This is a genomic window from Amycolatopsis sp. NPDC048633 (genome assembly GCF_040650695.1).
Lineage (GTDB): Bacteria > Actinomycetota > Actinomycetes > Mycobacteriales > Pseudonocardiaceae > Amycolatopsis.
Window position 1 is genome coordinate 91786 of record NZ_JBEZHS010000021.1, and the last position, 23261, is coordinate 115046.

At 68.3% G+C, this 23261-nt stretch carries 23 protein-coding genes; 18 read left to right on the plus strand and 5 right to left on the minus strand.

The genetic code is table 11. The features are described 5' to 3' along the window. Positions 1-49 precede the first annotated feature (49 nt). From AB0C38_RS31145 to nuoN, 17 genes are all read left to right on the plus strand, one after another. Positions 50-595, plus strand: a complete 546-nt coding sequence (locus AB0C38_RS31145; protein WP_360680282.1) for a DUF4386 domain-containing protein — start codon at positions 50-52, stop codon at positions 593-595. A 9-nt stretch (positions 596-604) separates the two neighbouring features. Then, the gene (locus tag AB0C38_RS31150; RefSeq protein ID WP_360680285.1) at positions 605-1294 is read left to right on the plus strand and encodes a demethylmenaquinone methyltransferase; all 690 of its coding nucleotides are present in this window, start codon (positions 605-607) and stop codon (positions 1292-1294) included. Positions 1295-1304: 10 nt separating this feature from the next. Beyond that, positions 1305-2591: a geranylgeranyl reductase family protein gene (locus AB0C38_RS31155; RefSeq protein WP_360680288.1), complete on the plus strand. Its 1287-nt coding sequence runs from the start codon at positions 1305-1307 to the stop codon at positions 2589-2591. A gap of 446 nt (positions 2592-3037) precedes the next feature. Continuing rightward, positions 3038-3457 (plus strand): NADH-quinone oxidoreductase subunit A, encoded by a 420-nt coding sequence (locus AB0C38_RS31160; RefSeq protein ID WP_360680290.1) that lies wholly within the window; start codon positions 3038-3040, stop codon positions 3455-3457. Between the two features lie 4 nt (positions 3458-3461). Continuing rightward, complete coding sequence (locus AB0C38_RS31165) at positions 3462-4010, plus strand: NADH-quinone oxidoreductase subunit B (protein WP_155548771.1); 549 nt, start codon at positions 3462-3464, stop codon at positions 4008-4010. A gap of 4 nt (positions 4011-4014) precedes the next feature. Beyond that, positions 4015-4764 (plus strand): NADH-quinone oxidoreductase subunit C, encoded by a 750-nt coding sequence (locus AB0C38_RS31170; RefSeq protein ID WP_360680292.1) that lies wholly within the window; start codon positions 4015-4017, stop codon positions 4762-4764. Continuing rightward, positions 4761-6092, plus strand: coding sequence for an NADH-quinone oxidoreductase subunit D (locus AB0C38_RS31175; protein ID WP_284750518.1), 1332 nt, complete (start codon positions 4761-4763; stop codon positions 6090-6092). The genes AB0C38_RS31170 and AB0C38_RS31175 overlap by 4 nt, the downstream gene beginning before the upstream one ends. After that, a complete protein-coding gene (gene nuoE / locus AB0C38_RS31180; protein WP_360680295.1) occupies positions 6089-6952 on the plus strand; it encodes an NADH-quinone oxidoreductase subunit NuoE in 864 nt (287 codons plus the stop codon). Before AB0C38_RS31175 ends, nuoE begins: the two co-directional genes overlap by 4 nt. Continuing rightward, positions 6952-8250 (plus strand): NADH-quinone oxidoreductase subunit NuoF, encoded by a 1299-nt coding sequence (gene nuoF, locus AB0C38_RS31185; protein ID WP_360680298.1) that lies wholly within the window; start codon positions 6952-6954, stop codon positions 8248-8250. Before nuoE ends, nuoF begins: the two co-directional genes overlap by 1 nt. Beyond that, positions 8247-10724 carry an NADH-quinone oxidoreductase subunit G gene (locus tag AB0C38_RS31190; protein WP_360680301.1) on the plus strand — a complete coding sequence of 826 codons (2478 nt, stop codon included), beginning with the start codon at positions 8247-8249 and terminating at the stop codon, positions 10722-10724. The genes nuoF and AB0C38_RS31190 overlap by 4 nt, the downstream gene beginning before the upstream one ends. Next, positions 10721-12070, plus strand: a complete 1350-nt coding sequence (nuoH, locus tag AB0C38_RS31195) for an NADH-quinone oxidoreductase subunit NuoH (protein ID WP_360680304.1) — start codon at positions 10721-10723, stop codon at positions 12068-12070. The genes AB0C38_RS31190 and nuoH overlap by 4 nt, the downstream gene beginning before the upstream one ends. Continuing rightward, on the plus strand, positions 12057-12581 hold the full coding sequence (gene nuoI / locus AB0C38_RS31200; protein WP_360680307.1) for an NADH-quinone oxidoreductase subunit NuoI: 525 nt from the start codon (positions 12057-12059) through the stop codon (positions 12579-12581). Before nuoH ends, nuoI begins: the two co-directional genes overlap by 14 nt. Beyond that, complete coding sequence (locus AB0C38_RS31205; protein WP_360680309.1) at positions 12578-13441, plus strand: NADH-quinone oxidoreductase subunit J; 864 nt, start codon at positions 12578-12580, stop codon at positions 13439-13441. The genes nuoI and AB0C38_RS31205 overlap by 4 nt, the downstream gene beginning before the upstream one ends. After that, entirely contained in the window at positions 13438-13737 is a 300-nt protein-coding gene (gene nuoK, locus AB0C38_RS31210) for an NADH-quinone oxidoreductase subunit NuoK (RefSeq protein ID WP_360680313.1), read from the plus strand. The genes AB0C38_RS31205 and nuoK overlap by 4 nt, the downstream gene beginning before the upstream one ends. Positions 13738-13747: 10 nt before the next feature. Further along, complete coding sequence (gene nuoL / locus AB0C38_RS31215) at positions 13748-15685, plus strand: NADH-quinone oxidoreductase subunit L (protein ID WP_360680316.1); 1938 nt, start codon at positions 13748-13750, stop codon at positions 15683-15685. Continuing rightward, positions 15685-17235, plus strand: a complete 1551-nt coding sequence (locus AB0C38_RS31220; protein ID WP_360680319.1) for an NADH-quinone oxidoreductase subunit M — start codon at positions 15685-15687, stop codon at positions 17233-17235. Before nuoL ends, AB0C38_RS31220 begins: the two co-directional genes overlap by 1 nt. Positions 17236-17237: 2 nt before the next feature. Then, on the plus strand, positions 17238-18809 hold the full coding sequence (gene nuoN / locus AB0C38_RS31225) for an NADH-quinone oxidoreductase subunit NuoN (protein ID WP_360680322.1): 1572 nt from the start codon (positions 17238-17240) through the stop codon (positions 18807-18809). Positions 18810-18837: 28 nt separating this feature from the next. Here nuoN and AB0C38_RS31230 read toward each other — a convergent pair whose 3' ends face one another. The 5 genes from AB0C38_RS31230 to AB0C38_RS31250 all read right to left on the minus strand — a co-directional run bounded on the left by AB0C38_RS31230 (position 18838) and on the right by AB0C38_RS31250 (position 22688). Beyond that, the gene (locus tag AB0C38_RS31230) at positions 18838-19530 is read right to left on the minus strand and encodes an ESX secretion-associated protein EspG (RefSeq protein ID WP_360680325.1); all 693 of its coding nucleotides are present in this window, start codon (positions 19528-19530) and stop codon (positions 18838-18840) included. 28 nt (positions 19531-19558) lie between these two features. After that, positions 19559-20836 carry a PPE domain-containing protein gene (locus tag AB0C38_RS31235; RefSeq protein ID WP_360680328.1) on the minus strand — a complete coding sequence of 426 codons (1278 nt, stop codon included), beginning with the start codon at positions 20834-20836 and terminating at the stop codon, positions 19559-19561. After that, positions 20836-21444: a DUF3558 domain-containing protein gene (locus AB0C38_RS31240; RefSeq protein ID WP_360680331.1), complete on the minus strand. Its 609-nt coding sequence runs from the start codon at positions 21442-21444 to the stop codon at positions 20836-20838. The genes AB0C38_RS31235 and AB0C38_RS31240 overlap by 1 nt, the downstream gene beginning before the upstream one ends. After that, complete coding sequence (locus AB0C38_RS31245; protein ID WP_360680334.1) at positions 21444-21866, minus strand: hypothetical protein; 423 nt, start codon at positions 21864-21866, stop codon at positions 21444-21446. Before AB0C38_RS31245 ends, AB0C38_RS31240 begins: the two co-directional genes overlap by 1 nt. A 165-nt stretch (positions 21867-22031) precedes the next feature. Next, a complete protein-coding gene (locus tag AB0C38_RS31250) occupies positions 22032-22688 on the minus strand; it encodes a hypothetical protein (protein ID WP_360680337.1) in 657 nt (218 codons plus the stop codon). 171 nt (positions 22689-22859) lie between these two features. Between AB0C38_RS31250 and AB0C38_RS31255 the strand changes: the two genes are divergently transcribed. Then, complete coding sequence (locus AB0C38_RS31255) at positions 22860-23174, plus strand: DUF6204 family protein (RefSeq protein WP_360680340.1); 315 nt, start codon at positions 22860-22862, stop codon at positions 23172-23174. The last annotated feature ends 87 nt before the right edge of the window (positions 23175-23261 follow it).

The window sequence follows — 23261 nt, forward strand, 5'->3', positions numbered from 1 at the left end:
GGAACGATAGTCGTTGACAATTGATTACACCAGTGTAATCGTTTACGTCATGAAACGAATCGCGATCATCATCTACGGCCTCCTGACCATCGCCGGGGGCGTCCTCGGCGCCACCGGCACCCGCCCGGGCTCCTCCGCCGCCGACGTCGCGGCCTACAACGCCTCCCACCAGGGCCTGGTGCAGCTGCTCGCGCTGGTCGTCTTCGGCGCCGGCCTGTCCCTCGCGACGTGGACCGCGGCGGCCAGACCGCCTCGGCTCGGCTTCGCCGGCGGCCTGCTCGCGTCCGGGAGCCTGGTACTCAGCGGCCTCGCCACCTGGACGGCCGCCCAGGCCCCGGACGTCGCCCGCGCCTTCACCTCGTTGGCGTTCGCCGCCGGCGCCTTCGGGTTCGCCGTGCCCCTCGCGCTGCTCATCGCGGTCATGGCTCGCACCGAACGAAAGTGGCTGGCGGTCACCGGTTACGTCATCGCCGCACTGGCCGGCCTCTCGGCGTTCGGCATGCTGACCAACGTGCTCTACCCGCTGATCCCGGTCGGACGCTTCGGCGGCCTCATCTGGCTGGTGCTCGCGAGCTTCCTCAAACCCCGCGACTAATCTCAAGCCATGTCACGCGCAAGCCTGGACAAGGACCCGCACGAAGTCGCCGCCATGTTCGACGGTGTCGCGGACGGGTACGACCGGGCGAACTCGTTCATGACCTTCGGCTTCGACCGCCGCTGGCGCACCACCACCGCCCGCGTGCTCGACGCCCGCCTCGGCGAGAAGGTCCTGGACCTCGCCGCCGGCACCGGGGTGTCCACCGTCGAGTACGCCCGCGGTGGCGCCTGGTGCCTGGCCGCGGACTTCTCGTTCGGCATGCTGCGCGCCGGGCTGCACCGCAAGGTCCCGATGGTCGCGGCGGACGCGCTGAACCTGCCGTTCGCCGACGAGAGCTTCGACGCCGTGACGATCTCGCTGGCGCTGCGGAACTTCGTCGACACGAAGGCTGCGCTCACCGAGATCGCCCGCGTGGTCAAGCCGGGCGGCCGCCTGGTGATCTGCGAGGTCTCGACGCCGCCGTTCGCCCCGATCCGGTTCATCCACCGGCGCTTCATGCTGAAGCTGCTCACGTGGGTCGGCAAGCGGACGTCGTCCAACCCCGAGGCCTACTCCTACCTGGCCGAATCGATGCTCGCCTGGCCCGACCAGCGCACGCTCGGCGAGATCATCGCGAGCGCGGGCTGGGCCGACGTCGAGTGGTTGAACCTCACATTCGGCGTCGTGGCGATCCACCGCGCGCGCAAGCCTGCCTAAACTCGCGTACATGAGTCGTCGAAGCCCTGACCAGGACGCCGAAGTCATCGTCGTCGGCGCCGGACCCGCCGGGTCCACCGTCGCGACCTACCTGGCCCGCGCGGGCGTCGACGTACTGCTGCTGGAGAAGACCGAGTTCCCCCGCGAGAAGGTCTGCGGCGACGGCCTGACCCCGCGCGGCGTCAAGCAGCTGATCGACCTCGGCATCGACACGAGCGAGGACGCGGGCTGGGTGCACAGCCGCGGCCTGCGGATCCTCACCGGCGACCTCACGCTCGAGCTCGACTGGCCGGACCTGACGAGCTACCCGCCGTACGGCGTTTCCCGCACGCGTCACGACTTCGACGACCTGCTCGCGAAGCTCGCGGTGAAGGCGGGCGCGCGGCTGTACGAGCGCACGACCGTCACCAGCGCCATCACCGACGCCACCGGGCGCGTGGTCGGCGTCGAGGCGAAGGTCGGCCCGGAGCGGACGCCGGTGAAGTACCGCGCGCCGCTGGTCCTGGCCTGCGACGGCGTCTCCGCGCGGCTCGCGCTGAGCGTCGGCATCCAGAAGAACGAGAAACGCCCGATGGGCGTCGCGGTGCGCCAGTACTACAAGAGCCCGCGCCACGACGACCCGTTCATCGAGGGCCACCTCGAGCTGTGGGACCGCTCGGACCCGCGCGACCCGAAGCTGCTACCGGGCTACGGCTGGGCGTTCCCGCTCGGCGACGGCACGGTGAACGTCGGCCTCGGCATGCTCTCGACGTCGGCGTCGTTCCGGAACACCGACTACCGCGCGCTGCTGCGCCAGTGGCTCGACGGGACGCCGGAGGAGTGGGGCTACCGCGAGGAGAACGCGATCGGCAAGGTCGGCGGCGCCGGCCTCCCGATGGGCTTCAACCGCACCCCGCACTACCGCGACGGCCTCCTGCTGCTCGGCGACGCGGGCGGCATGGTCAGCCCGTTCAACGGCGAAGGCATCTCGGCGGCGATGGAGTCCGCGCAGATCGCGGCGGAGGTCGTCGTCCAGGCCCTGGCCCGGCGCGAAGGGCCTTCGCGAGAGCGGGCGCTGGAGGCGTACCCGCGCGCGGTCCGCGAGCTCATGGGCGGCTACTACCAGCTGGGCAACGTCTTCGCGAAGATCATCGGCAAGCCGAAGATCATGCACGCGTGCACCAAGTACGGGCTGCGCATCAACAAGCTCCTGCCGCTGGTCTACAAGGGCCTCTCGGGCTGCTACGACGCCAAGGGCGGCGACGGCGTCGACCGCCTGATCTCGGCCCTCGCGAAGGCGGCCCCCAGCCCGCGCTGACCCGGTTTATGCGCGCGCGGACACACGGGTGGCCTAACAAGTTGGCCGTGCGGTCAGTGGGATAGCTCACAGGTCAGCGCCCTGTTTGTCCGGCCGAAGGGCGATCTTGAAGGGTCTTCGCGCAGGTCGCACGCGCGCCGTTGCCGGGTCGTGACAACGTTGGCGCCGGAGGTTAGGGCACCCTTATAACACGGGGGCCTAGGGACAAGAATGTGAGTCGCGTCCTACACTCCCCCCATGCTTTGTGAATCCCTTCACATCCACGACGAGTGGCTTGTGAACTATTTCACAAGCACTCTGTTTTCCCCCACCCGGCCCGGCCACGGGCCGTAAGGAGACCCTGACCCTCGGCGGTGTGACCCAGGTCCCTTAGGGTGCCGACGAGGCCAAGCGGTTCCCCACCACAAGCACAACCGCATCGGCGCGGAAAGGATGGCGAAGACCCCGTGCTGACGTTGCTGACCCGAACCGAGACGGTGCAGCTGGCGCAAGAGGCCCCGAGCCTGAAGCCCTACCTGCCCCTGGTCCTGTTGTTCGTGCTGGCACTGGCGTTCGCCGTGCTGTCGGTCCTGCTGGGCCCGCTCGTCGGCCCCAGCCGGTACAACAAGGCCAAGCTCGAGGCCTACGAATGCGGCATCGAACCGTCCCCGCAGCCGCTCGTCGGCGCCGGGCGGATGCCGGTGGCCTACTACATCACCGCGATGCTGTTCATCCTGTTCGACATCGAGATGGTCTTCCTCTACCCGTTCGCCGTGCAGGCGGACGCGCTGGGCACGTTCGGCCTGGTGGAGATCCTGCTGTTCATCGCGACGGTCGGCTTCGCGTACGCCTACGTGTGGCGGCGCGGCGGCCTGGATTGGAACTAGACCCATGGGCCTCGAAGAGAAACTCCCCAACGGCATCCTGCTGGCCAGTCTCGAAGGTCTCGTCAACTGGTCGCGGAAGAACTCGATGTGGCCCGCGACCTTCGGGCTCGCCTGCTGCGCGATCGAGATGATGACCGTCGGCGGTTCCCGCTACGACATCGCCCGCTTCGGCATGGAGCGCTTCAGCGCGACGCCGCGGCAGGCCGACCTGATGATCGTCGCCGGCCGGGTCACGCAGAAGATGGCGCCGGTCCTGCGCCAGATCTACGACCAGATGGCCGAGCCCAAGTGGGTCCTCGCCATGGGCGTCTGCGCCTCCTCCGGCGGCATGTTCAACAACTACGCCGTGGTCCAGGGCGTCGACCACGTCGTGCCGGTCGACATGTACCTGCCCGGCTGCCCGCCGCGGCCGGAGATGCTGCTGGACGCGATCCTCAAGCTGCACGCCAAGATCCAGGACGAGCCGATCAACGCCCGCCGCGCCGCCATCCGCGCCGCCAGCGGGGCCCGCACCGAGCTCGTCGCGTCGTCGATCAAGTACGCGAAGAAGTAGAGCGATGACTGAAACCCCTGAGACCGGCGGCGAGCAGTCCAGCGCCGACCGTCCCGAAGGCGGCCTCGAGCCGCAGGGCACCCGGCCCGCCGAACCGGTCGTCACCGGCCGCGAACGCCAGGGCATGTTCGGCGTCCACGGCACCGGCGACACGTCCGGCTACGGCGGCGTCCGGCTCCCGGCCTACAGCCCCGCGCCGGCCGAGCGCCCGTACGGCGGCTGGTTCGACCAGTTCGCCGACGAGTTCTACGCCGCCCTGTCGGACAACAAGATCCCCGCCGAAGCGGTCCTGCAGACGACGGTCGACCGCGGCGAGATCACCTTCTACGTCGCCCGCGAGCACCTCGTCGCGATCGCGAAGGTCCTGCGCGACGACGGCGGCCTCCGCTTCGAGCTGCTCAGCTCGGTGTCCGGCGTGGACTACGGCGTCGACGTCCCGCAGCGGCTGCACTCGGTGTACCACTTCACGTCCCTGACCTACCGCCGCCGGATCCGGCTCGAGGTCACCCTCGACATCGAGGACGCGCACGTGCCGTCGCTGGTCGGGCTCTACCCGACCGCCGACTGGCAGGAGCGGGAGACCTGGGACATGTTCGGCATCGTCTACGACGGCCACCCCGCGCTCACCCGCATCCTCATGCCGGACGACTGGGACGGCCACCCCCAGCGCAAGGACTACCCGCTCGGCGGGATCCCGGTCGAATACAAGGGCGCGGAGATCCCGCCGCCGGACCAGCGGAGGTCGTACTCGTGACTGTCAACGACGAAACGACGGAAGTTCCCGAGGCGGACAGCCGCGACACGACCGAAGGCCGCGTCTACTCGGTCTCCGGCGGTGACTGGGACGACGTCATCGCCGACGCGGCGCACGACGAGCGCATGGTCATCAACATGGGCCCGCAGCACCCGTCGACGCACGGCGTGCTCCGGCTCGTGCTGGAGATGGAGGGCGAGACCGTCACGCAGCTGCGGTCGGTCATCGGCTACCTCCACACCGGCATCGAGAAGAACTGCGAGTACCGCACCTGGACCCAGGGCGTCACGTTCGTGACGCGCATGGACTACCTGGCGCCGCTGTCGACGGAGATGGCGTACTGCCTCGGCGTCGAGAAGCTGCTGGGCATCCAGGCGCCGCGGCGCGCGGAGCTGCTGCGCGTGATGCTGCTGGAGATCAACCGGATCGGCTCGCACCTGGTCTACATCGCCACCGGCGGCATGGAGCTCGGCGCCACCACCGCGATGACGCTCGGCTTCCGCGAGCGCGAGGTCGTGCTGCACCTGCTGGAGCACCTCACCGGCCTGCGCATGAACCACGCGTTCATCCGCCCCGGCGGCCTCGCGCAGGACATGCCCGAGGACTACCGCGAGAAGGTCACCGAATTCGTCAAGACGATGAAGGAACGCCTTCCGCTCTACGACAAGCTCTTCACCGGGCAGCCGATCTGGCGCAACCGGCTCAAGGGTGTCGGGTACCTGCCGGTCGACGCGTGCCTCGCGCTCGGCGTCACCGGCCCGGTGCTGCGGTCCGCGGGCCTGCCGTGGGACCTGCGCAAGACCGAGCCGTACTCCTGCTACGACGAGTTCGACTTCGACGTGCCCGTCGACAACGGCGCCGACTGCTGGTCGCGCTACCTGATCCGGGTGCACGAGATGCACGAGAGCCTCAAGATCATCGAGCAGTGCCTGGAGAAGCTCGAGCCGGGCCCGGTCATGGTCGAGGACAAGAAGGTCGCCTGGCCCGCGCAGCTGTCGATCGGCAGCGACGGCATGGGCAACTCGCTCGAGCACGTCAAGAAGATCATGGGCCAGTCGATGGAGTCCCTGATCCACCACTTCAAGCTGGTCACCGAAGGCTTCAAGGTGCCGGCCGGGCAGGTGTACACCTCGGTCGAGTCGCCGCGCGGCGAGCTGAGCGCGCACCTGGTGTCCGACGGCGGCACGCGGCCGCTGCGGGTTCACGTGCGCGAACCGAGCTTCGTGAACCTGCAGTCGATGCCCGCCATGGCCGAAGGCGGCCTGGTCGCGGACGTGATCGCCGCGATCGCCTCGATCGACCCCGTCATGGGGGGAGTGGACCGATGACCTCAAGCACCGCAGTCCCGGAACCGGGACCGAACGCGGCGGACCGGACGCACGCCGCCGCGGGTGGCGACGTCGACGTGATCGCCATCGCGCCCGACCCCGAGGTCGCCGCCGGGATCATCGAAGACACACCGCTCGAGGACATCTTCGACGAAGGTGTCGTCGCGCGGGCCCAGGACCTGATCGCGCGCTACCCGGTGTCGCGCTCGGCGCTCCTGCCGCTGCTGCACCTCGTGCAGTCGGTGCAGGGCTACGTCAGCCAGGAGGGCATCGCGTTCTGCGCGAAGCAGCTCGACCTGTCCGACGCCGAGGTCAGCGCGGTCGCGACGTTCTACACGATGTACAAGCGCAAGCCGTGCGGCGAACACCTCGTGAGCGTCTGCACCAACACGCTGTGCGCGGCCATGGGCGGCGACGCGATCTACAAGAAGCTCCGGACGCACCTCGGGTCCGAGTCGGAACCGCTGGGGCAGAACGAGACCGCGGGCACGCCGAACGAGCCGGGCTCGATCACCCTCGAGCACGCCGAGTGCCTCGCGGCCTGCGACCTCGCGCCGGTCATCCAGGTCAACTACGAGTTCTTCGACAACCAGACCGAGGACAAGGCCGTCGCGCTGGTCGACGCGCTGCAGGCGGGCAAGCGCCCGGCCCCGACGCGCGGTGCCCCGCTGACGAACTTCAAGGGCGCCGAGCTGCAGCTCGCCGGGTTCTTCCCGGAGGACGAGCGCCAGTACCGCGCGGACATCGACGGTCCTTCGCAGGCCGTCGAAACCCTGCGGGGCGCGCAGATCGCGCAGGAGCGCGGCTGGGTCGCCCCGGTCGCCCAGGACGTCCCGCTTCCCGAAGTGGAGAAGAAGTAATGGCAGATCCCATTACGCCGGTCCTCACGAAGCGCTGGCTGTCGCCGAACTCCTGGCAGATCGGGACGTACGAGGCGCTGGAGGGCTACACCGCCATCCGCAAGGCGCTGGCCGGCACGCCGGAGCAGCTCGTCCAGCTGGTCAAGGACTCGGGCCTGCGCGGCCGCGGCGGCGCGGGCTTCCCGGCCGGCATCAAGTGGTCCTTCATGCCGCCGAACTTCGACAAGCCGCACTACCTGGTGATCAACGCCGACGAGGGCGAGCCGGGTACCTGCAAGGACATCCCGCTGATGATGGCGGACCCGCACTCGCTCATCGAGGGCTGCATCATCGCCTCGTATGCGATGCGCTCGAACCACTGCTTCATCTACGTCCGCGGCGAGGCGCTGCACTGCATCCGCCGCCTCAACGCGGCCGTGCGCGAGGCCGAAGCGGCGGGCTACCTGGGCGAGAACATCCTCGGCTCCGGCTTCGACCTCAAGATCATCGTGCACGCCGGCGCCGGCGCGTACATCTGCGGTGAGGAGACGGCGCTGCTCGACTCGCTGGAAGGCCGTCGTGGCCAGCCGCGGCTCAAGCCGCCGTTCCCGGCCGCCGCGGGTCTCTACGCCGCGCCGACCACGGTCAACAACGTCGAGACCATCGCGAGCGCGCCCTTCATCGTCAACGGCGGGTCGAGCTGGTTCCGCGAGATGGGCCGCGAGAAGTCGCCCGGCCCGAAGATCTACTCGATCTCCGGCCACGTCGAGAAGCCCGGCCAGTACGAGTGCCCGCTCGGCACCACGCTGCGCGAGCTGCTGGACATGGCGGGCGGCATGAAGGACGGCGTCCCGCTCAAGTTCTGGACCCCGGGCGGCTCGTCCACCCCGATGTTCACCGCCGAGCACCTCGACGTTCCCCTGGACTTCGAAGGCGCGGCGGAAGCCGGGTCGATGCTGGGCACGACCGCCGTGCAGGTCTTCAACGAGACGGTGTCGGTGCCCTGGGCCGTGATGAAGTGGACGCAGTTCTACGAGCACGAGTCCTGCGGCAAGTGCACGCCGTGCCGCGAGGGCACGTACTGGCTCGCGCAGATCCTCGAGCGCATGGTCGAGGGCCACGGCACCGAAGAGGACATCGACACCCTCCTCGACGTCTGCGACAACATCCTCGGCCGGTCGTTCTGCGCCCTCGGTGACGGCGCGGTGTCGCCGATCCAGAGCGGCATCAAGTACTTCCGCGACGAATTCCTGGCGCTGTGCGAGAAGAACCGGCACGAAGCGACCAAGCCCGAACTGGTGGGAGCGCAGGCATCATGACGATCGCGCCCGACAAGCCCGACACGGCTGTGACGCCGGTCCCCGAAGGCCACGTCAAGCTGGTCATCGACGGCGAAGAGGTCATCGCCCCCAAGGGTGAGCTGCTGATCCGCACGGCCGAACGCCTCGGCACGGTCATCCCGCGGTTCTGCGACCACCCGCTCCTCGACCCGGCCGGCGCCTGCCGCCAGTGCCTGGTCGAGGTCGAGATGGGCGGCCGGCCGATGCCGAAGCCGCAGGCGTCCTGCACGATGACCGTCGCCGACGGCATGGTCGTCAAGACGCAGCTGACATCGCCGGTCGCGGACAAGGCTCAGCAGGGTGTGATGGAGCTGCTGCTCATCAACCACCCGCTGGACTGCCCGATCTGCGACAAGGGCGGCGAGTGCCCGCTGCAGAACCAGGCGCTGGAGCACGGCCGCACGGAGTCGCGGTTCGTGGACACCAAGCGGACGTTCCCGAAGCCGCTGCCGATCTCCACGCAGGTGCTGCTCGACCGCGAACGCTGCGTGCTCTGCCAGCGGTGCACCCGGTTCTCCCGCGAGATCGCCGGCGACCCGTTCATCGAACTCCTCGAACGCGGCGCCCACCAGCAGATCGGCACCGCGGAGACGGCGGACGTGCTCGACCTCGCGTCGCGCACCACCAGCGGCCAGCCGTTCCAGAGCTACTTCTCCGGCAACGTCATCCAGATCTGCCCGGTCGGTGCGCTCACGAGTGCCGCCTACCGGTTCCGCTCCCGCCCGTTCGACCTGGTGTCCGCGCCGAGCGTCTGCGAGCACTGCTCGTCCGGCTGCGCCGAGCGCACCGACTTCCGGCGCGGCAAGGTCCAGCGCAAGCTGGCCGGCGACGACCCCGAGGTCAACGAGGAGTGGATCTGCGACAAGGGCCGCTTCGCCTTCCGCTACACCGGCGCCGAGGACCGCATCCGGCGTCCGCTGGTCCGCAACCGCGAGACCGGTGAGCTGGAGGAGGCGTCCTGGACCGACGCGCTGCGCATCGCCGCCGCCGGCCTCACCGAGGCCCGCGCCAACGGCGGCGTCGGCGTCCTGCCCGGCGGCCGGCTGACCGTCGAGGACGCCTACGCGTACTCGAAGTTCGCCCGCGTCGCGCTGCAGACCAACGACGTCGACTTCCGCGCCCGCGCGCACTCGGCCGAGGAGCTCGCGTTCCTCACCTCGCACGTCGTGGGCGTGACGCCGGAGTCCGGCGTCACCTTCGCCGAGATCGAGCGGGCCCGCACCGTGCTGTGCGTGGCCTTCGAGCCCGAGGACGAAGCGCCGATCGTGTTCCTGCGGCTGCGCAAGGCGGCCCGCAAGAACCGCACCCGTGTCGTCCACTTGGGACAGTGGACGACGTCGTCGGTGAGCAAGACCTACGGTGAGCTGCTCGCCTGCGTCCCCGGTCAGGAGGCCGCGGCCGTCGAAGCCATCGCCAAGCACGCGCCGGACCTCGACGAGGCCCTGCAGGGCGAGCACGCCGTCGTCCTGGTCGGCGAGCGCGCCGCCCAGGTGCCCGGTCTCTTCTCCGCCCTGCACGATCTGGTCGAGCGCACCGGCGTCCGGCTCGCGTGGATCCCGCGCCGCGCCGGTGACCGGGGCGCGCTGGCGACCGGCTGCGTGCCGACGCTGCTGCCGGGTGGCCACCGGGTGGGCGACGACGCGGCCCGCGTCGCCGTCGAAAACGCCTGGGGCGTCCCGATCCCGGCCGCGCCGGGCCGCGACACCACCGGCATCCTGCGGGCGGCGTCGGGCCGTGAGCTGGGCGGCCTGGTCGTCGGCGGCGTCGACCCGTTCGACCTGCCGGACCCGGACCTCGCGCTGCGCGCGCTGGACACCGCCGGCTTCGTCGTCAGCCTCGAACTCCGCCACAGCGCGGTGACCGAGCGCGCGGACGTCGTGCTCCCGGTGGCCGCCTCCGACGAGAAGGCCGGCAGCTACCTCAACTGGGAGGGCCGGACCCGCCCGTTCGACATCACGATCGAAGGCACCGGCGCGATGCCGGACTGCCGGGTGCTCGACACCCTCGCCGTCGAGATGGACGCCGACCTGTTCACGCAGACGCCGGCCGCCGCCCGCGGTGACTTCGAGAAGCTCGGCCCGGCCTCGGCGCTGCGCTGGGGCAACGTCTCCGCCGAGATCGGGGCTGGGGCCACCAAGGCTCCCGGTGCCGGCCAGGCGGTCCTGTCGAGCTGGCGTCAGCTGATCGACAACGGATCGCTGCAGGACGGCGAGCCGCACCTGAAGGGCACCCAGCGCACGCCGGTCGCGCGGCTGTCCGCGACGACCGCCGAAGGGCTGGGCACCACCGTGAAGGTGAGCACCGAACGCGGTGCGATCACGCTGCCGATCGAGGTCGCCGACCTGCCCGACGGCGTCGTGTGGCTGCCGGGCAACTCCGACGGCTCCGCCGTGTTCAAGACGCTCGGTGCCGGGCACGGCGCCGTGGTGAACCTCGCTGGGGGTGAACAGTGACACCGATGCTGACCGAGGTCGCGGTCGGGAGTGTGCCGGACGCGGCGACGCGGGCGGCGCTGCTGGCGGACGACCCGTTGTGGATGATCCTGCTGAAGTCCGTGGTCATCCTGCTGATCGGGCCGATCCTGACGATCCTGCTGATCGTCTGGGAGCGCAAGGCCGTCGGCCGGATGCAGAACCGGCCGGGCCCCAACCGCGTCGGCCCGAACGGCTACCTGCAGTCCCTGGCGGACGCGATCAAGCTGCCGTTCAAGGAACAGATCATCCCGGACACCGCCGACCGCAAGGTGTACTTCCTCGCCCCGGTCATCTGCGTGGTGCCGCCGCTGATCGCGCTGGCGGCCATCCCGTTCGGCCCGGTGGTCTCGATCTTCGGCGAGCGGACCGTCCTCCAGCTGCTCGACCTGCCGGTCAGCCTGCTGGTCGTGCTGGCCTGCTCCTCGATCGGCGTCTACGGCATCGTGCTCGCCGGCTGGGCGTCCGGCTCGCCGTACCCGCTGCTCGGTGGCATGCGCTCGGCGGCGCAGGTGATCTCGTACGAGATCGCGATGGGCCTGTCGATCGTCGCGGTGATCCTGCAGGCCGGTTCGCTGGACCTGGCCGACATCGTCGGCAAGCAGCAGCCGGTGTGGTTCCTCTACCTGGTCCCGAGCTTCGTGATCTACCTGATCTCGATGGTCGGCGAGACCAACCGCGCCCCGTTCGACCTCCCCGAGGCCGAGTCGGAGCTGGTCGGCGGCTTCCACACCGAGTACAGCTCGATGAAGTTCGCGATGTTCTTCCTCGCCGAGTACGTCAACATGGTGATCGTCTCGGCGTTCGCGACGACGCTGTTCCTCGGCGGCTGGATGGCTCCGTGGCCGCTGTCGCTGATCGGGAACAACGTGCTCAACACCGGCTGGTGGCCGGTGCTGTGGTTCTTCGCGAAGATGTTCGTCCTGCTGTTCGGGTTCATCTGGCTGCGCGGCACGCTGCCCCGCCTGCGCTACGACCAGTTCATGCGCCTGGGCTGGAAGGTCCTGGTCCCGCTGAACCTGGTGTGGATCGTCATGGTGACCTTCGCGAAGGTCATCGCCTGGAACACCGCGTCCATCATCATCGCCGCGGTCGCGCTCTTCATCGTCATCGCGCTGTTCTTCTACGTCCGCGCGTCGGGCCGCGAGGAGGAGAGCGAAACCGTGCCGGTGACCGGTGGCGGTTTCCCGGTCCCGCCGCTGGACCTCAAGGTCCCGCAGACCACCCCGCGTCAGAAGGCTTTGGCCAAGGCCGAGGCGAAGGCGGCCCGGCGCAAGCCGGCAGCCGTCGGTACCGCAAAGGAAGGAGCGCAAGATGGGGTTTCTTGATCCCGTCAAGGGCTTCGGCGTCACCTTCGGGATGATGTTCAAGAAGGTCGCCACCGAGGAGTACCCGGAAGCCGGCGCACCCGCCGCCCCGCGGTACCACGGCCGGCACCAGCTGAACCGGCACCCGGACGGCCTCGAGAAGTGCGTCGGCTGCGAGCTGTGCGCGTGGGCGTGCCCGGCGGACGCGATCTTCGTCGAGGGCGGTGACAACACCGAGGAAGCCCGGTACTCCCCGGGCGAGCGGTACGGCGCGGACTACCAGATCAACTACCTGCGCTGCATCGGGTGCGGCCTCTGCATCGAAGCGTGCCCGACGCGGTCGCTGACGATGATCAACTTCTACGAGCTGGCCGACGACGACCGCCAGCGGCTGATCTACACGAAGGAAGACCTCCTCGCGCCGCTGCTGTCCGGCATGGAGCAGCCGCCGCACCCGATGCGGCTGGGCGACAACGAGCAGGACTACTACGTGAACGGCCCCGAACTCGCGCGCGGGGAGGGCATCAAGTGATCACCGCCCTCCTGGCCCAGGCCCCGACCGGTGCCGCCGCGGGTGTCACCACCGGCGAGGCCATCGCGTTCTGGGTCCTCGGCCCGCTTTCGCTGCTCGGCGGCCTCGGCATGATCTTCTCCCGCAACGCCGTGCACTCGGCGCTGTGGCTGGTGCTCACGATGCTGAGCCTGGGCGCGCTGTACATGATCCAGTCGGCGCCGTTCCTGGGCTTCACGCAGATCATCGTCTACACCGGCGCGATCATGATGCTGTTCCTGTTCGTGCTGATGCTGGTCGGCCGCGAGAGCTCCGACTCGGTCGTCGAAGTCCTCCGTGGACAGCGGCTCGCCGCGACCGTGCTCGGCATCGGCCTGGCCGCGCTGCTGGCCACCGGCATCTACCGCGCCATGGACAACGTCACCCCGGCCATCCCGCTCGACTCGGCCACTTCGGCCGGCGGCGGGCCGAAGGGCCTCGGCCGGCTGATCTTCACCGACTACCTGTTCCCGTTCGAGCTGACGTCGGCGCTGCTCATCACCGCCGCGGTCGGCGCGATGGTGCTGGCCTTCACCGACCGGCACGGCAAGGGCGGCAAGCAGACGCAGAAGGAACTGGTCGTCGCCCGCTTCCGCGGTGAGCACGACCGGCCCTCGCCGCTGCCCGGCCCCGGTGTCTTCGCCACCGCCAACTCGGTCGCGACGCCGGCGCTGCTGCCGGACGGCTCGGTCGCCCCGGAGTCGCTCTCGGCGATCATCGAGTCCACCTCGGCGATCGAGCTGGCCAAGGAACGCAAGCTCGTCAAGGACGAGGGCCCGCACCCGGACGCGCACGCGCTGGTCGGCTCCGACGCTTCGGAAACCGAGGGGGAGAAGGAATGACCCCGACGTACTACCTGCTGCTGTCGGCGCTGCTGTTCGCGCTCGGCGCGGTCGGCGTGCTGGTGCGGCGCAACGCGATCGTCGTGTTCATGTGCATCGAGCTGATGCTCAACGCCGTGAACCTGACGCTGGTCACCTTCGCCCGGATCAACGGCGGGCTCGACGGCCAGATCATGGCGTTCTTCGTCATGGTCGTCGCGGCCGCCGAGGTCGTGGTCGGCCTGGCGATCATCATGGCCATCTTCCGCACCCGGCGCTCGGCCTCGGTCGACGACACCAACCTGCTGAAGTACTAGGAGACACCGAGTGACCGCATCATCGTGGCTGCTGGTGGCCCTCCCTGCCCTCGGCGCCCTGATCCTCCTGCTGGCAGGGAAGCGCGCGAAGGCCTGGGGGCATCTGCTCGGCACCGCCACCGTCACCCTGGCCTTCGTCTGGGGCCTGATCCTGTTCTTCACCGCCGACACCGGCACCACGACGGACACCAAGCTCTACTCGTGGATCCCGGTCGGCCAGCTGCAGGTGGACTTCGGGCTGCGGATCGACGCGCTTTCGCTGACGTTCGTCCTGCTGATCACCGGCGTCGGCATGCTGATCCACTACTACTCGATCGGCTACATGGCCGACGACGAAGGCCGGTACCGCTTCTTCGCGTACCTGAACCTCTTCGTCGCGTCGATGCTGATCCTGGTGCTGGGCAACAGCTTCGTGACGCTGTACCTCGGCTGGGAAGGCGTGGGTCTCGCGTCCTACCTGCTCATCGGCTGGTACCAGGGCCGCCCGTCCGCCGCGACCGCGGCGAAGAAGGCGTTCCTGATGAACCGCGTCGGGGACGTCGGCCTCGCGCTGGCGATCTTCATCATGTTCAAGTACGCGGGCTCGACCGGCTACGCGCAGGTCTTCCAGGCGGTCGCCGACGGCAAGTTCTCGCCGGCGGCGATCACCGCGATGGCGGTCCTGCTGCTGCTGGGCGCCTGCGGTAAGTCCGGCCAGTTCCCGCTGCAGGCATGGCTCCCGGACGCGATGGAGGGCCCGACCCCGGTGTCGGCCCTGATCCACGCGGCGACGATGGTCACCGCCGGTGTCTACCTGGTGGCCCGCTCGAAGGACATCTTCAACGCCACCGAGGACGGCAGGCTGATCGTCACGCTCGTCGGCACGGTGACGCTGCTGCTCGGGTGCATCATCGGCTGCGCGTACGACGACATCAAGAAGGTCCTCGCGTACTCCACGGTCAGCCAGATCGGTTACATGATGCTGGCGGTCGGGCTCGGGCCCATCGCGTACGCGCTGGGCATCATGCACCTGGTCGCGCACGGCTTCTTCAAGGCGGGGCTCTTCCTCGGGGCCGGGTCGGTCATGCACGGCATGAACGACGAGGTCGACATGCGGAAGTTCGGCGGCCTGCGCAAGAAGATGCCGATCACCTTCATCACGTTCGGCCTCGGGTACCTGGCCCTGATCGGCATCCCGCCGCTGTCGGGCTTCTTCACCAAGGACGCGATCATCGAAGCGGCGTTCGGCCAGGGCGGCTGGCGCGGCTGGGTGATGGGCGGCGCCGCGCTGCTGGGCGCCGGGCTCACCGCGTTCTACATGACGCGCCTGATGGTGATGACGTTCTTCGGCAAGGAGCGCTGGAAGGACATCAACACAGCGTTGGAGCTCGATCCCGCAAGCGGATCTTCGGGCGACGGCCCACGACCTTTCCACCCGCACGAGTCCAAGGCGATCATGTGGGTCCCGATGGCGGTGTTGGCGGTCGGTTCGGTCGGCGCCGGCGCGTTCTTCGCCCTCGGCGACCGCTTCGCCGAGTGGCTGACCCCTTCGGTCGGCGAGCTGGAGGAAGCCCACCACGCGCCGTTCGACGCCTGGGTGATCTCCGTCGCCGCGATCGTGTTCTCCGTGCTGGGCGTGCTGATCGCGTACCTGATCTTCCGCCGTGACATCCCGGTCGAACAGCCGCAGCGCGTCTCGTTCGTCACCCGCGCCGCGCGCAAGGACCTCTACGGCAACACGCTCAACGAGACGCTGGTAGCCCGTCCGGGCACCTGGCTTTCGCGGGCGCTGGTGTTCGTCGACAACCGCGGCGTCGACGGCGCGGTCAACGGTCTGGCCGCCTCCCTCGGCGGCGGCTCCGGCCGGCTGAGGCGGCTCCAGACCGGGTTCGTCCGGTCCTACGCGCTCTCGATGCTGGGCGGCGCGTTCCTGCTTCTGGCGGCTCTCCTGCTGGTGAGGTTCTCCTGATGACCTGGTTGCTCATCCTCATCCTGGTGCCGCTCGCCGGTTCCCTGGTACTGGCGTTCCTCAAGGGGAACGACCGTGCCGCGGTGCTGGCCGCGCTGGGCTTCTCGATCCTCGAGTTCCTGCTCGTGATCCCGTTCTGGCTGAGCTACTCGCCTTCGGGCGCGCGGCTGCAGCAGACGTCGAGCTTCGACTGGATCCCCAGCTTCGGCGTGCACATCGCGTTCGGCACCGACGGCATCTCGCTGATCATGATCGCGGTGATCGCGCTGCTGGTGCCGATCGTCGTCGGCGGGCTCGGCACGCTGGACAAGCTGCCGCCGGGCCGCAGCGCGGGCGGGTTCCTCTCGCTGATCCTGTTGCAGGAAGCGCTCACGATCGGCGTGTTCGCCGCGACCGACGTCTTCCTGTTCTACGTGCTGTTCGAGATCATGCTGATCCCGATGTACTTCCTGATCGGCGGCTACGGCGGCGGGAACCGGCAGTACGCGGCGGTCAAGTTCTTCCTCTACTCGTTCCTCGGCGGCCTGATCATGCTGGCGTCGGCGATCGGGGCGTACTCGCTCGCGAAGGACAAGCTCGGGCACGGCACCTTCGACTGGGCCACGCTCGTCACGGTCGTCCGCGACGCGCCGCTGAGCACGCAGATCTGGCTGTTCCTCGGGTTCTTCCTGGCCTTCGCGATCAAGGCGCCGCTGGTGCCGTTCCACACCTGGCTGCCGGACGCGGCGGGGGAGGCGCCGATCGGCGTCGCCGTCCTGCTGGTCGGCGTGCTGGACAAGGTCGGCACGTTCGGGTTCCTGCGCTACTGCCTGCCGATGTTCCCGGACGCGAGCCGGACGCTGGCGCCGCTGGTGCTGGTGCTCTCGGTGATCGGTGTCCTCTATGGATCGATCCTCGCCGCGGGGCAGCGGGACATGAAGCGGTTCATCGCCTACGTCTCGATCGCGCACTTCGGCTTCATCTCGCTCGGCATCTTCGCGTTCAACGAGCAGGCGATGGTCGGCTCGGCGACGTACATGCTGAACCACAGCATCGCGACCGGCATGCTGATCGTGGTGATCGGCCTGGTCGTCGCGCGCGGCGGGTCGACGAAGATCTCCGACTACGGCGGCATGGCCAAGGTGACGCCGTTGCTGGCGGGCCTGTTCCTGCTCGCCGGTCTGTCCACGCTTTCGCTGCCGGGCACCAACTCGTTCGTCTCCGAGTTCCTGGTGCTCATCGGGGCCTTCGTGGACCAGCCGGTGTACACGATCCTCGCCACGGTGGGCATGGTCCTCGCCGCGGCGTACGTCCTGTGGCTCTACCAGCGCGTCATGCAGGGGCCGGTCCGAGGTGACGCCCTGATCGGCGTCGGTGGCGGCCCGGGCACGGCCATCGCGCCGGAGCTGGGCGCGAAGAAGGCCATCCGGGACCTGAGCGGCCGTGAGATCGCGATCGTGGCGCCGCTGGTCGTGCTGGTCCTCTTCCTCGGCTTCTACCCGAAGCCGGTGCTCGACACAGTCACCCCGACGGTGCAGCAGACGCTGTCCGCGGTCCAGGGAGGCAAGTAACCGTGCTCGACATCCTCCTGACCCAGGCGCCGGAGCCGCCGATCGTGACGCCGTCGGTGGACTACCCGGCGGTCCTGCCGATGCTGATCGTCTTCGGTGCGGCGTGCGTCAGCGTGCTGGTCGAGGCGTTCGCGTCGAAGCGCTCGCGCTTCGGCCTGCAGGTCGGGCTGAGCCTGGCGGCGATCGTCGCGGCGGGCGTCAGCCTGTTCCTCTACGCCACGGGCAACGCGCCCGCGGGCGGCGTCAAGACGTTCAGCGGCGCGATCTCGATCGACAAGCCGGCGTTGTTCCTCTGGGGCACGCTGCTCGCCCTGGGCGTCGGCGCGGTGCTGCTGATCTCCGACCGCGTGGTCGAGCCGGGCGGCGCGCTGGTGGCGCAGGCCGGTATCCGCCCGGGCACGGTCCAGGACCGCGCCCAGACGGCGACCGTCATGCAGACCGAGGTCTTCCCGCTGACGCTGTTCGCGCTCGGCGGCATGATGGCGTTCTGCGCGTCGAACGACCTGCTGACGATGTTCATCGCGCTGGAAGTGCTTTCCCTGCCGCTGTACCTGATGTGCGGCCTGGCCCGCCGGCGGCGGTTGCTGTCGCAGGAAGCGGCGGTCAAGTACTTCCTGCTCGGCGCGTTCTCCTCGGCGTTCTTCCTCTATGGACTCGCGCTGCTGTACGGCTACGCGAACTCCGTGAAGCTGGCGGACATCGCGGCCGCGGCGGCGGGTTCGGACCGGTCGGACACGCTGCTGTTCGCCGGCCTCGGCCTGCTGGTGGTGGGCCTGCTGTTCAAGGGCTCGGTCGGCCCGTTCCACACGTGGACCCCGGACGTGTACCAGGGAGCGCCGACGCCGGTGACGGCGTTCATGGCGGCGTGCACGAAGGTCGCGGCGTTCGGCGGGATCCTGCGGGTGCTGTCGGTGGCGTTCGGTTCGACCAGCTGGGAGTGGCGCGGAGTCCTCTGGGCCGTCGCGATCATCTCGATGGTGATCGGCGCGGTGCTGGGCCTGACGCAGACGGACGTCAAGCGCATGATCGCGTACTCCTCGATCGCGCACGCGGGCTTCCTGCTGATCGGCGCGATCGCGATGACTCGCGATGGTTTGTCGAGCACGCTGTTCTACCTGCTGGCGTACGGCTTCACGACGCTGGCGGCGTTCGGCGTGATCAGCCTGGTGCGTGACTCCTCGGGCGAAGCGACGCACCTCTCGGCGTGGGCTGGGCTGGCGAAGCGGTCGCCCCTGGTGGCCGGCATCTTCACGTTCTTGCTACTGGCGTTGGCGGGGATCCCGTTGACGTCCGGTTTCGTCGGGAAGTTCGTGGTGTTCTCGGCGGCGCTGTCGGACGGGATGGCCCCGCTGGTGGTGGTCGCCCTGGTGTTCAGCGCGGTGGCGGCGTTCTTCTACCTGCGAGTGATCGTGCTGATGTACTTCTCCGAGCCGGCGGCGGACGGCCCCACGGTGACGATCCCGGGCTTCGGCACGGGAGCGGCGATCTTCCTCGGCACCGCGGTGACGCTGATCCTCGGCCTGGTCCCGGCCTTCGCCCTGGGCTGGGCCGGCGCGGGCGGTTTCGCTTCCTGAGGTTTCTCTTCGGGCCGCCACTCCCTTTTTATCGGGGGGTGGCGGCCTTTAGTTTGTGGCTCAGTTGCTTGGGTTCTCCAGGCAGGACACTGATGTAGCCGTCGGCGAGGGCGATCCCGACGCGCCCGGCATCGAGGTCGAGGTAGTTGACGGTGGTGTTCCCGGCGTAGAGCTGCCCGATGCCGAAGTGGGGCTGCTGGAAGAGGGCGTCGAGCTCCTGCGCTTCCCGGCTCCGCGCGGGGGCGTCGTCGAAGATGTCGCTTTCTTCCTGCGGTTTGAAGTCATCCTGAGGAAGCGAGAAGGGCTTGATCGCTGCGGGCTCGTAGGGCGGCAGGAGCTTCACGAGCGCGTCGGCAGGATGGGTATCGGGGTCGACCCCGGCGAGTTCTATCCGTTCGCCCCGGCAGACAACGGTTACGGCGCTGCGATTCTGCGCGGCGACGAGGATGCCGATCTGTTCTTCGGTGTCGCGGGCGTAGGCGAAGAACTCTTGCTGCGGGTGGTCGATGAGGCGCAGGACGTCTTCGAATTCGGGCGTGAAGCCGTCGCCCTGGGTGAAGCCGTAGCTGCTGAGTTCCTCGAAGGCTGCCCGATTGATGGTGTTCTTCGCTGACGGCGGGATGTACCTGAGTCCCTGCGCGAAGACCGGGTGCGGGTCGCCGCAGCCGACGTTGCGCATGGCTGTGAGCAGGGTGTTCAGCTCGAACTCGGCCTTGAGCACCGTTGATTCCTCCCCGTTTCCAGGTGCTCTAGTTCTTGGGCCGGTGCTCGCCGATCACCGGAGGCATCGGCTTTTCGGTGAACCCGCCGAAGGTCTCGTCCGGATCGGGGTTGCGGAGGTAGGGCGCGGTTTTCTTTTCTTTGTCTTCTTCTTTGCCGCCCCGGCCGCCGGCGGGGGAGCCCATGGGCATGCCGTTGGCACCCCGGGCTCCCGCGGCGCCTCGGGCGGGTGCGCCACCGGGGAGCCGTTCTTCGGGCATCCGGGCGCCGGTGTTGGCTCCTGGGCCGCGCAGGTTGGTGCCCGGTGTTCCTGGCCCTGTGCCCGGTCGGTACCCGGTGCCTGGTTGTGTTCCTGGCTGGTACCCGCTGCCGGGTCCGAATCCGCCGGAGTAGCCACCGGTACCGGGCCCGAAGGCGGTGCTCCCACCAAAGTTGCCGCCGGGCTGCCCGGTGGGCCCGAACTCATACCCACCCTGAGCGGCGGGAGGCATGACCGGCTTGGGGACGTAGCTGTTGGCGTGGGTGTCGTTGTCGGGCTGCTGAGCCTGGTTCGGGTTTTGCGTCTGGTTCTGGTTCGTGTACTGGTTCTGGACTTGGTCCCGAACCTGGTCCCGAACCTGGTCCTGAACCTGGTTCTGTCCGGGTTGGACGGTCTGCCGGTTCTGCTGCGAGGGAACCTGAGTCTGCCGAGGGTTCCTGGCCCATTCACCGGTATCGGTGGGCCCGGCTTTGCCTGTGGTCTTGCTGTGCGTGCCATCCCCGGGAGAGGCCATGCCAATGGGCGCACCGGAGTCGGTCAGCTGTGCATACTGGGCGGGCATCTGCCCACCATTGGTGCCACTGGCGGAGTGATAGGCACTGAAGGCATCGATGTTGGCCTGGCTATCAGCCTGCCACCCGGCAACCTTGGTGTTGTAGGTCCCGAAACCTTCCCCGCTGAGAACCTGATGAACATCCTCAGAGCTGATCTGCGGAGGCTGAGCAGCAACAGGCTTGACCGAGTTCTTGGCGGTCCCAAAGGCATCCATCTGAGCACCAACGGCAGCCTGAGCAGTCTCAAGATGAACAGCATCATCACCAGCGGCTTGAACCAGAGGAAGAGTGGCATCGGCGGCGGACTGTCCTGCCCCACCCTGCCACCCGGACATGGTCTTGGCGCGGAGAGAGCTGATCCGCTGAGCCCGCTCAACCATCCGACTGGTCAGATGGTTGGCGTCGCGTTCAGCGTCGGACAGGGACTGCGATCCTTCGCCGCCGGTGATCTGAGTGTAGATCTCTGCTGCGGTCAGCGGAGTCTCAGCGGCCATCACTGCGCCCCCTTGATGTTGTCTACTACCTTTTCTGCGACTTCGTGTGCGTCGGCGCAAGGGTCTTTTTTGCCCACGTTGACTTCGGACTGTGTGATGGAGATATCGATCATTTCCTGGTCGCTGGTACCGATGGCGACAGCGCATCGCCCGCTGCTGGTACGTTCGTCCTTCAGCCCGTACGCGACTGCTGGCAAACCTTCGACGGGATCCATGGGCATGAACAGGCGGAATGTCGAACCCTGCTTCTCGTAAATCCCAGAGAGGCCAGCCTGGTTCACTTTGTTGAAGATTACGCCGACTTTTGCCTGCGTCGTTCCGCCTGGGTGCCAGTCGCACGTTGGACCACCAGGAGCATCCAATTGCTCCCTGGCTGTTGCGCCTGAGCCGAGCAGGGTGGTGATTTCTTCCTTCGTCAAGGCTTCACAGGGCGTGTGCTTGAACCGAGTCGTGTCAACCGGTGTCTCGACTTTGGGTACGCCGGGAGCCGGCAGTGTGTCCGCAGAACCCGACGATGTGACGACCGGTGTGGCTGTTCCTGCTTTTGTATCCGAGCAAGCTGTTAATACGAGCAACGATGCGCTCAACAGTACTACCGAGCGGCGCATCACAGCGTGCCTCCTGTTTGCTTGATCTCGGTTACCTGAGCTTCCTCGGCGGTGGCGTACTTGCCCAGTGCCGTCACGAACTTGGCCGCCATCGCTCGGCAATACTCCACCCGTTGTTCGAGGGCGCTATCGAGAGCATCGCCCGACGCGCGGATTCGGTCGGCGTTGCCGGTGCTGGCGTACTCGAGGCCGGGCCCGTGGGTCGTTGCGATGGACCGAGCCTGCTCACGATCGTCTTGAAACTCGTTCGCCAGGTCGCTCCACTCACGTACGAGTTCGTGCAGCGTCGCCTCGTCGTACTGGAACCCCGAGCCACCCGCACCCGGCGTCTCCTGGCCCCCATAAGACCCCGCATGATGCGTCAACGAACGCAGCGGCGCCCGCCTCGTGCCGTGAGGGTCGTAAACCGGCCCCTCAGACACAGCCCACCACCGAAACAGTCGTCATCAGCTCTCCCCTAGCTCGCAGTGTGCTCCGCCCCGGGCACCCTGCGTATCCGACGGCGAGCAGACTACCAGGGTTCCCACACCCCAAAAGCAGGGAAAGAACGAGGGCCGCGGCCCCCTCGGCTGCGGCCCTCGCTGTCCCTACGGGGTCGGTGAGCAGGATGTGTGGCCCAGCACCACCTGGCCGCTGATTCCCGATGCCGGGAGGAAGTTGATGCGCAGCATCGTCAAGCCGATGCTGCCGTCGCCCGGGAGGTTCTGGATGTTGAACACCGCGTTCGCCAGCACCGTTCCGTTGGACTTCTTGATCGGCGACACGTAGCCCACCGGGACCGGGTTCGGCGGGTTCGGGATGCCCGACATGCCGCCGTAGCTCCAGTTCGAGCTCGTCTGCTTCTGGGTCGCCGTGCACTTCACCGAGAACGTCGACAGCTTGATGCGCGGACCACCCGCACTGACGAGAGCGGACAGCTCGAAGTTCTTGCCCGTCGCCGTCGAAGCCGTTGCTGTGGCGTCCGTCTTCGGGTCCGTCACCGTCGTCGTGCAGGACGATGTGCCGCCGCCGAAGGTGATGCCCGTCTTCGTCACCTTCTGGGCCGTTGCGCTCTTCGGGCCGTCGAGCGAGCACTTGCCCTGGACCGGCACCTTGATCGCCGTCTCACCCTTGGTGAAGTCGGCCGAGCCGATCTGGGCCACGCCCGGTTGCGGTGCCGCCTGCGCCGGCGCCGCGGCCATGGTGAGTCCCGCCACCAGCACTGTCCCGGCGAGCGCCGCCCGCCTCGCGATGGTGTTGCGCATGTCGCGTCCTCCTTGACGACCGGGGAGAGCGACGCTCTTCCTCGAAGCTGAATATCCGCCCGCCGGAGACGTCCGTTGCGCCCGAAACCGCTGATCACCCCTTCGTGGATCATGAACCACCCGGTGGATAATCCCGTCGGTATTCGGATACAGCTCTGTATATTGACGTCCATGCCGACCTACCGCGTCCTCGTCCGGGGCAAGTTCGACCGGCCCACCCAGGCCACCCGCGAGAAGCTCCTGAGCGCCCTCGAAGAACCCGGCCAGCTCTTCACCGAGACCGGCACGTTCACCTACAGTCATCACCTCGGCGGCTTCAGCTTCCGCGTCGCGCTCGATGTCGCTCCCGGTGACGACGCCACCCGGCAGGCCCACGACCAGGCCGAGCTGATGGCCATGGAGCTGCTGGAGCGCGAGGGCTATCCCTACCGCGACCTCACCGTCAGCTCGACCTGCATGGACGACATCCGGATCAAGCGCCGCTGAGGTGTCATGTTCGTCACCGTTTCCGCAGGACAGCGGGTAAACGAGCGCGCGGGGTAGCCACTACGCTCAAGGCATAACCCGACCGGT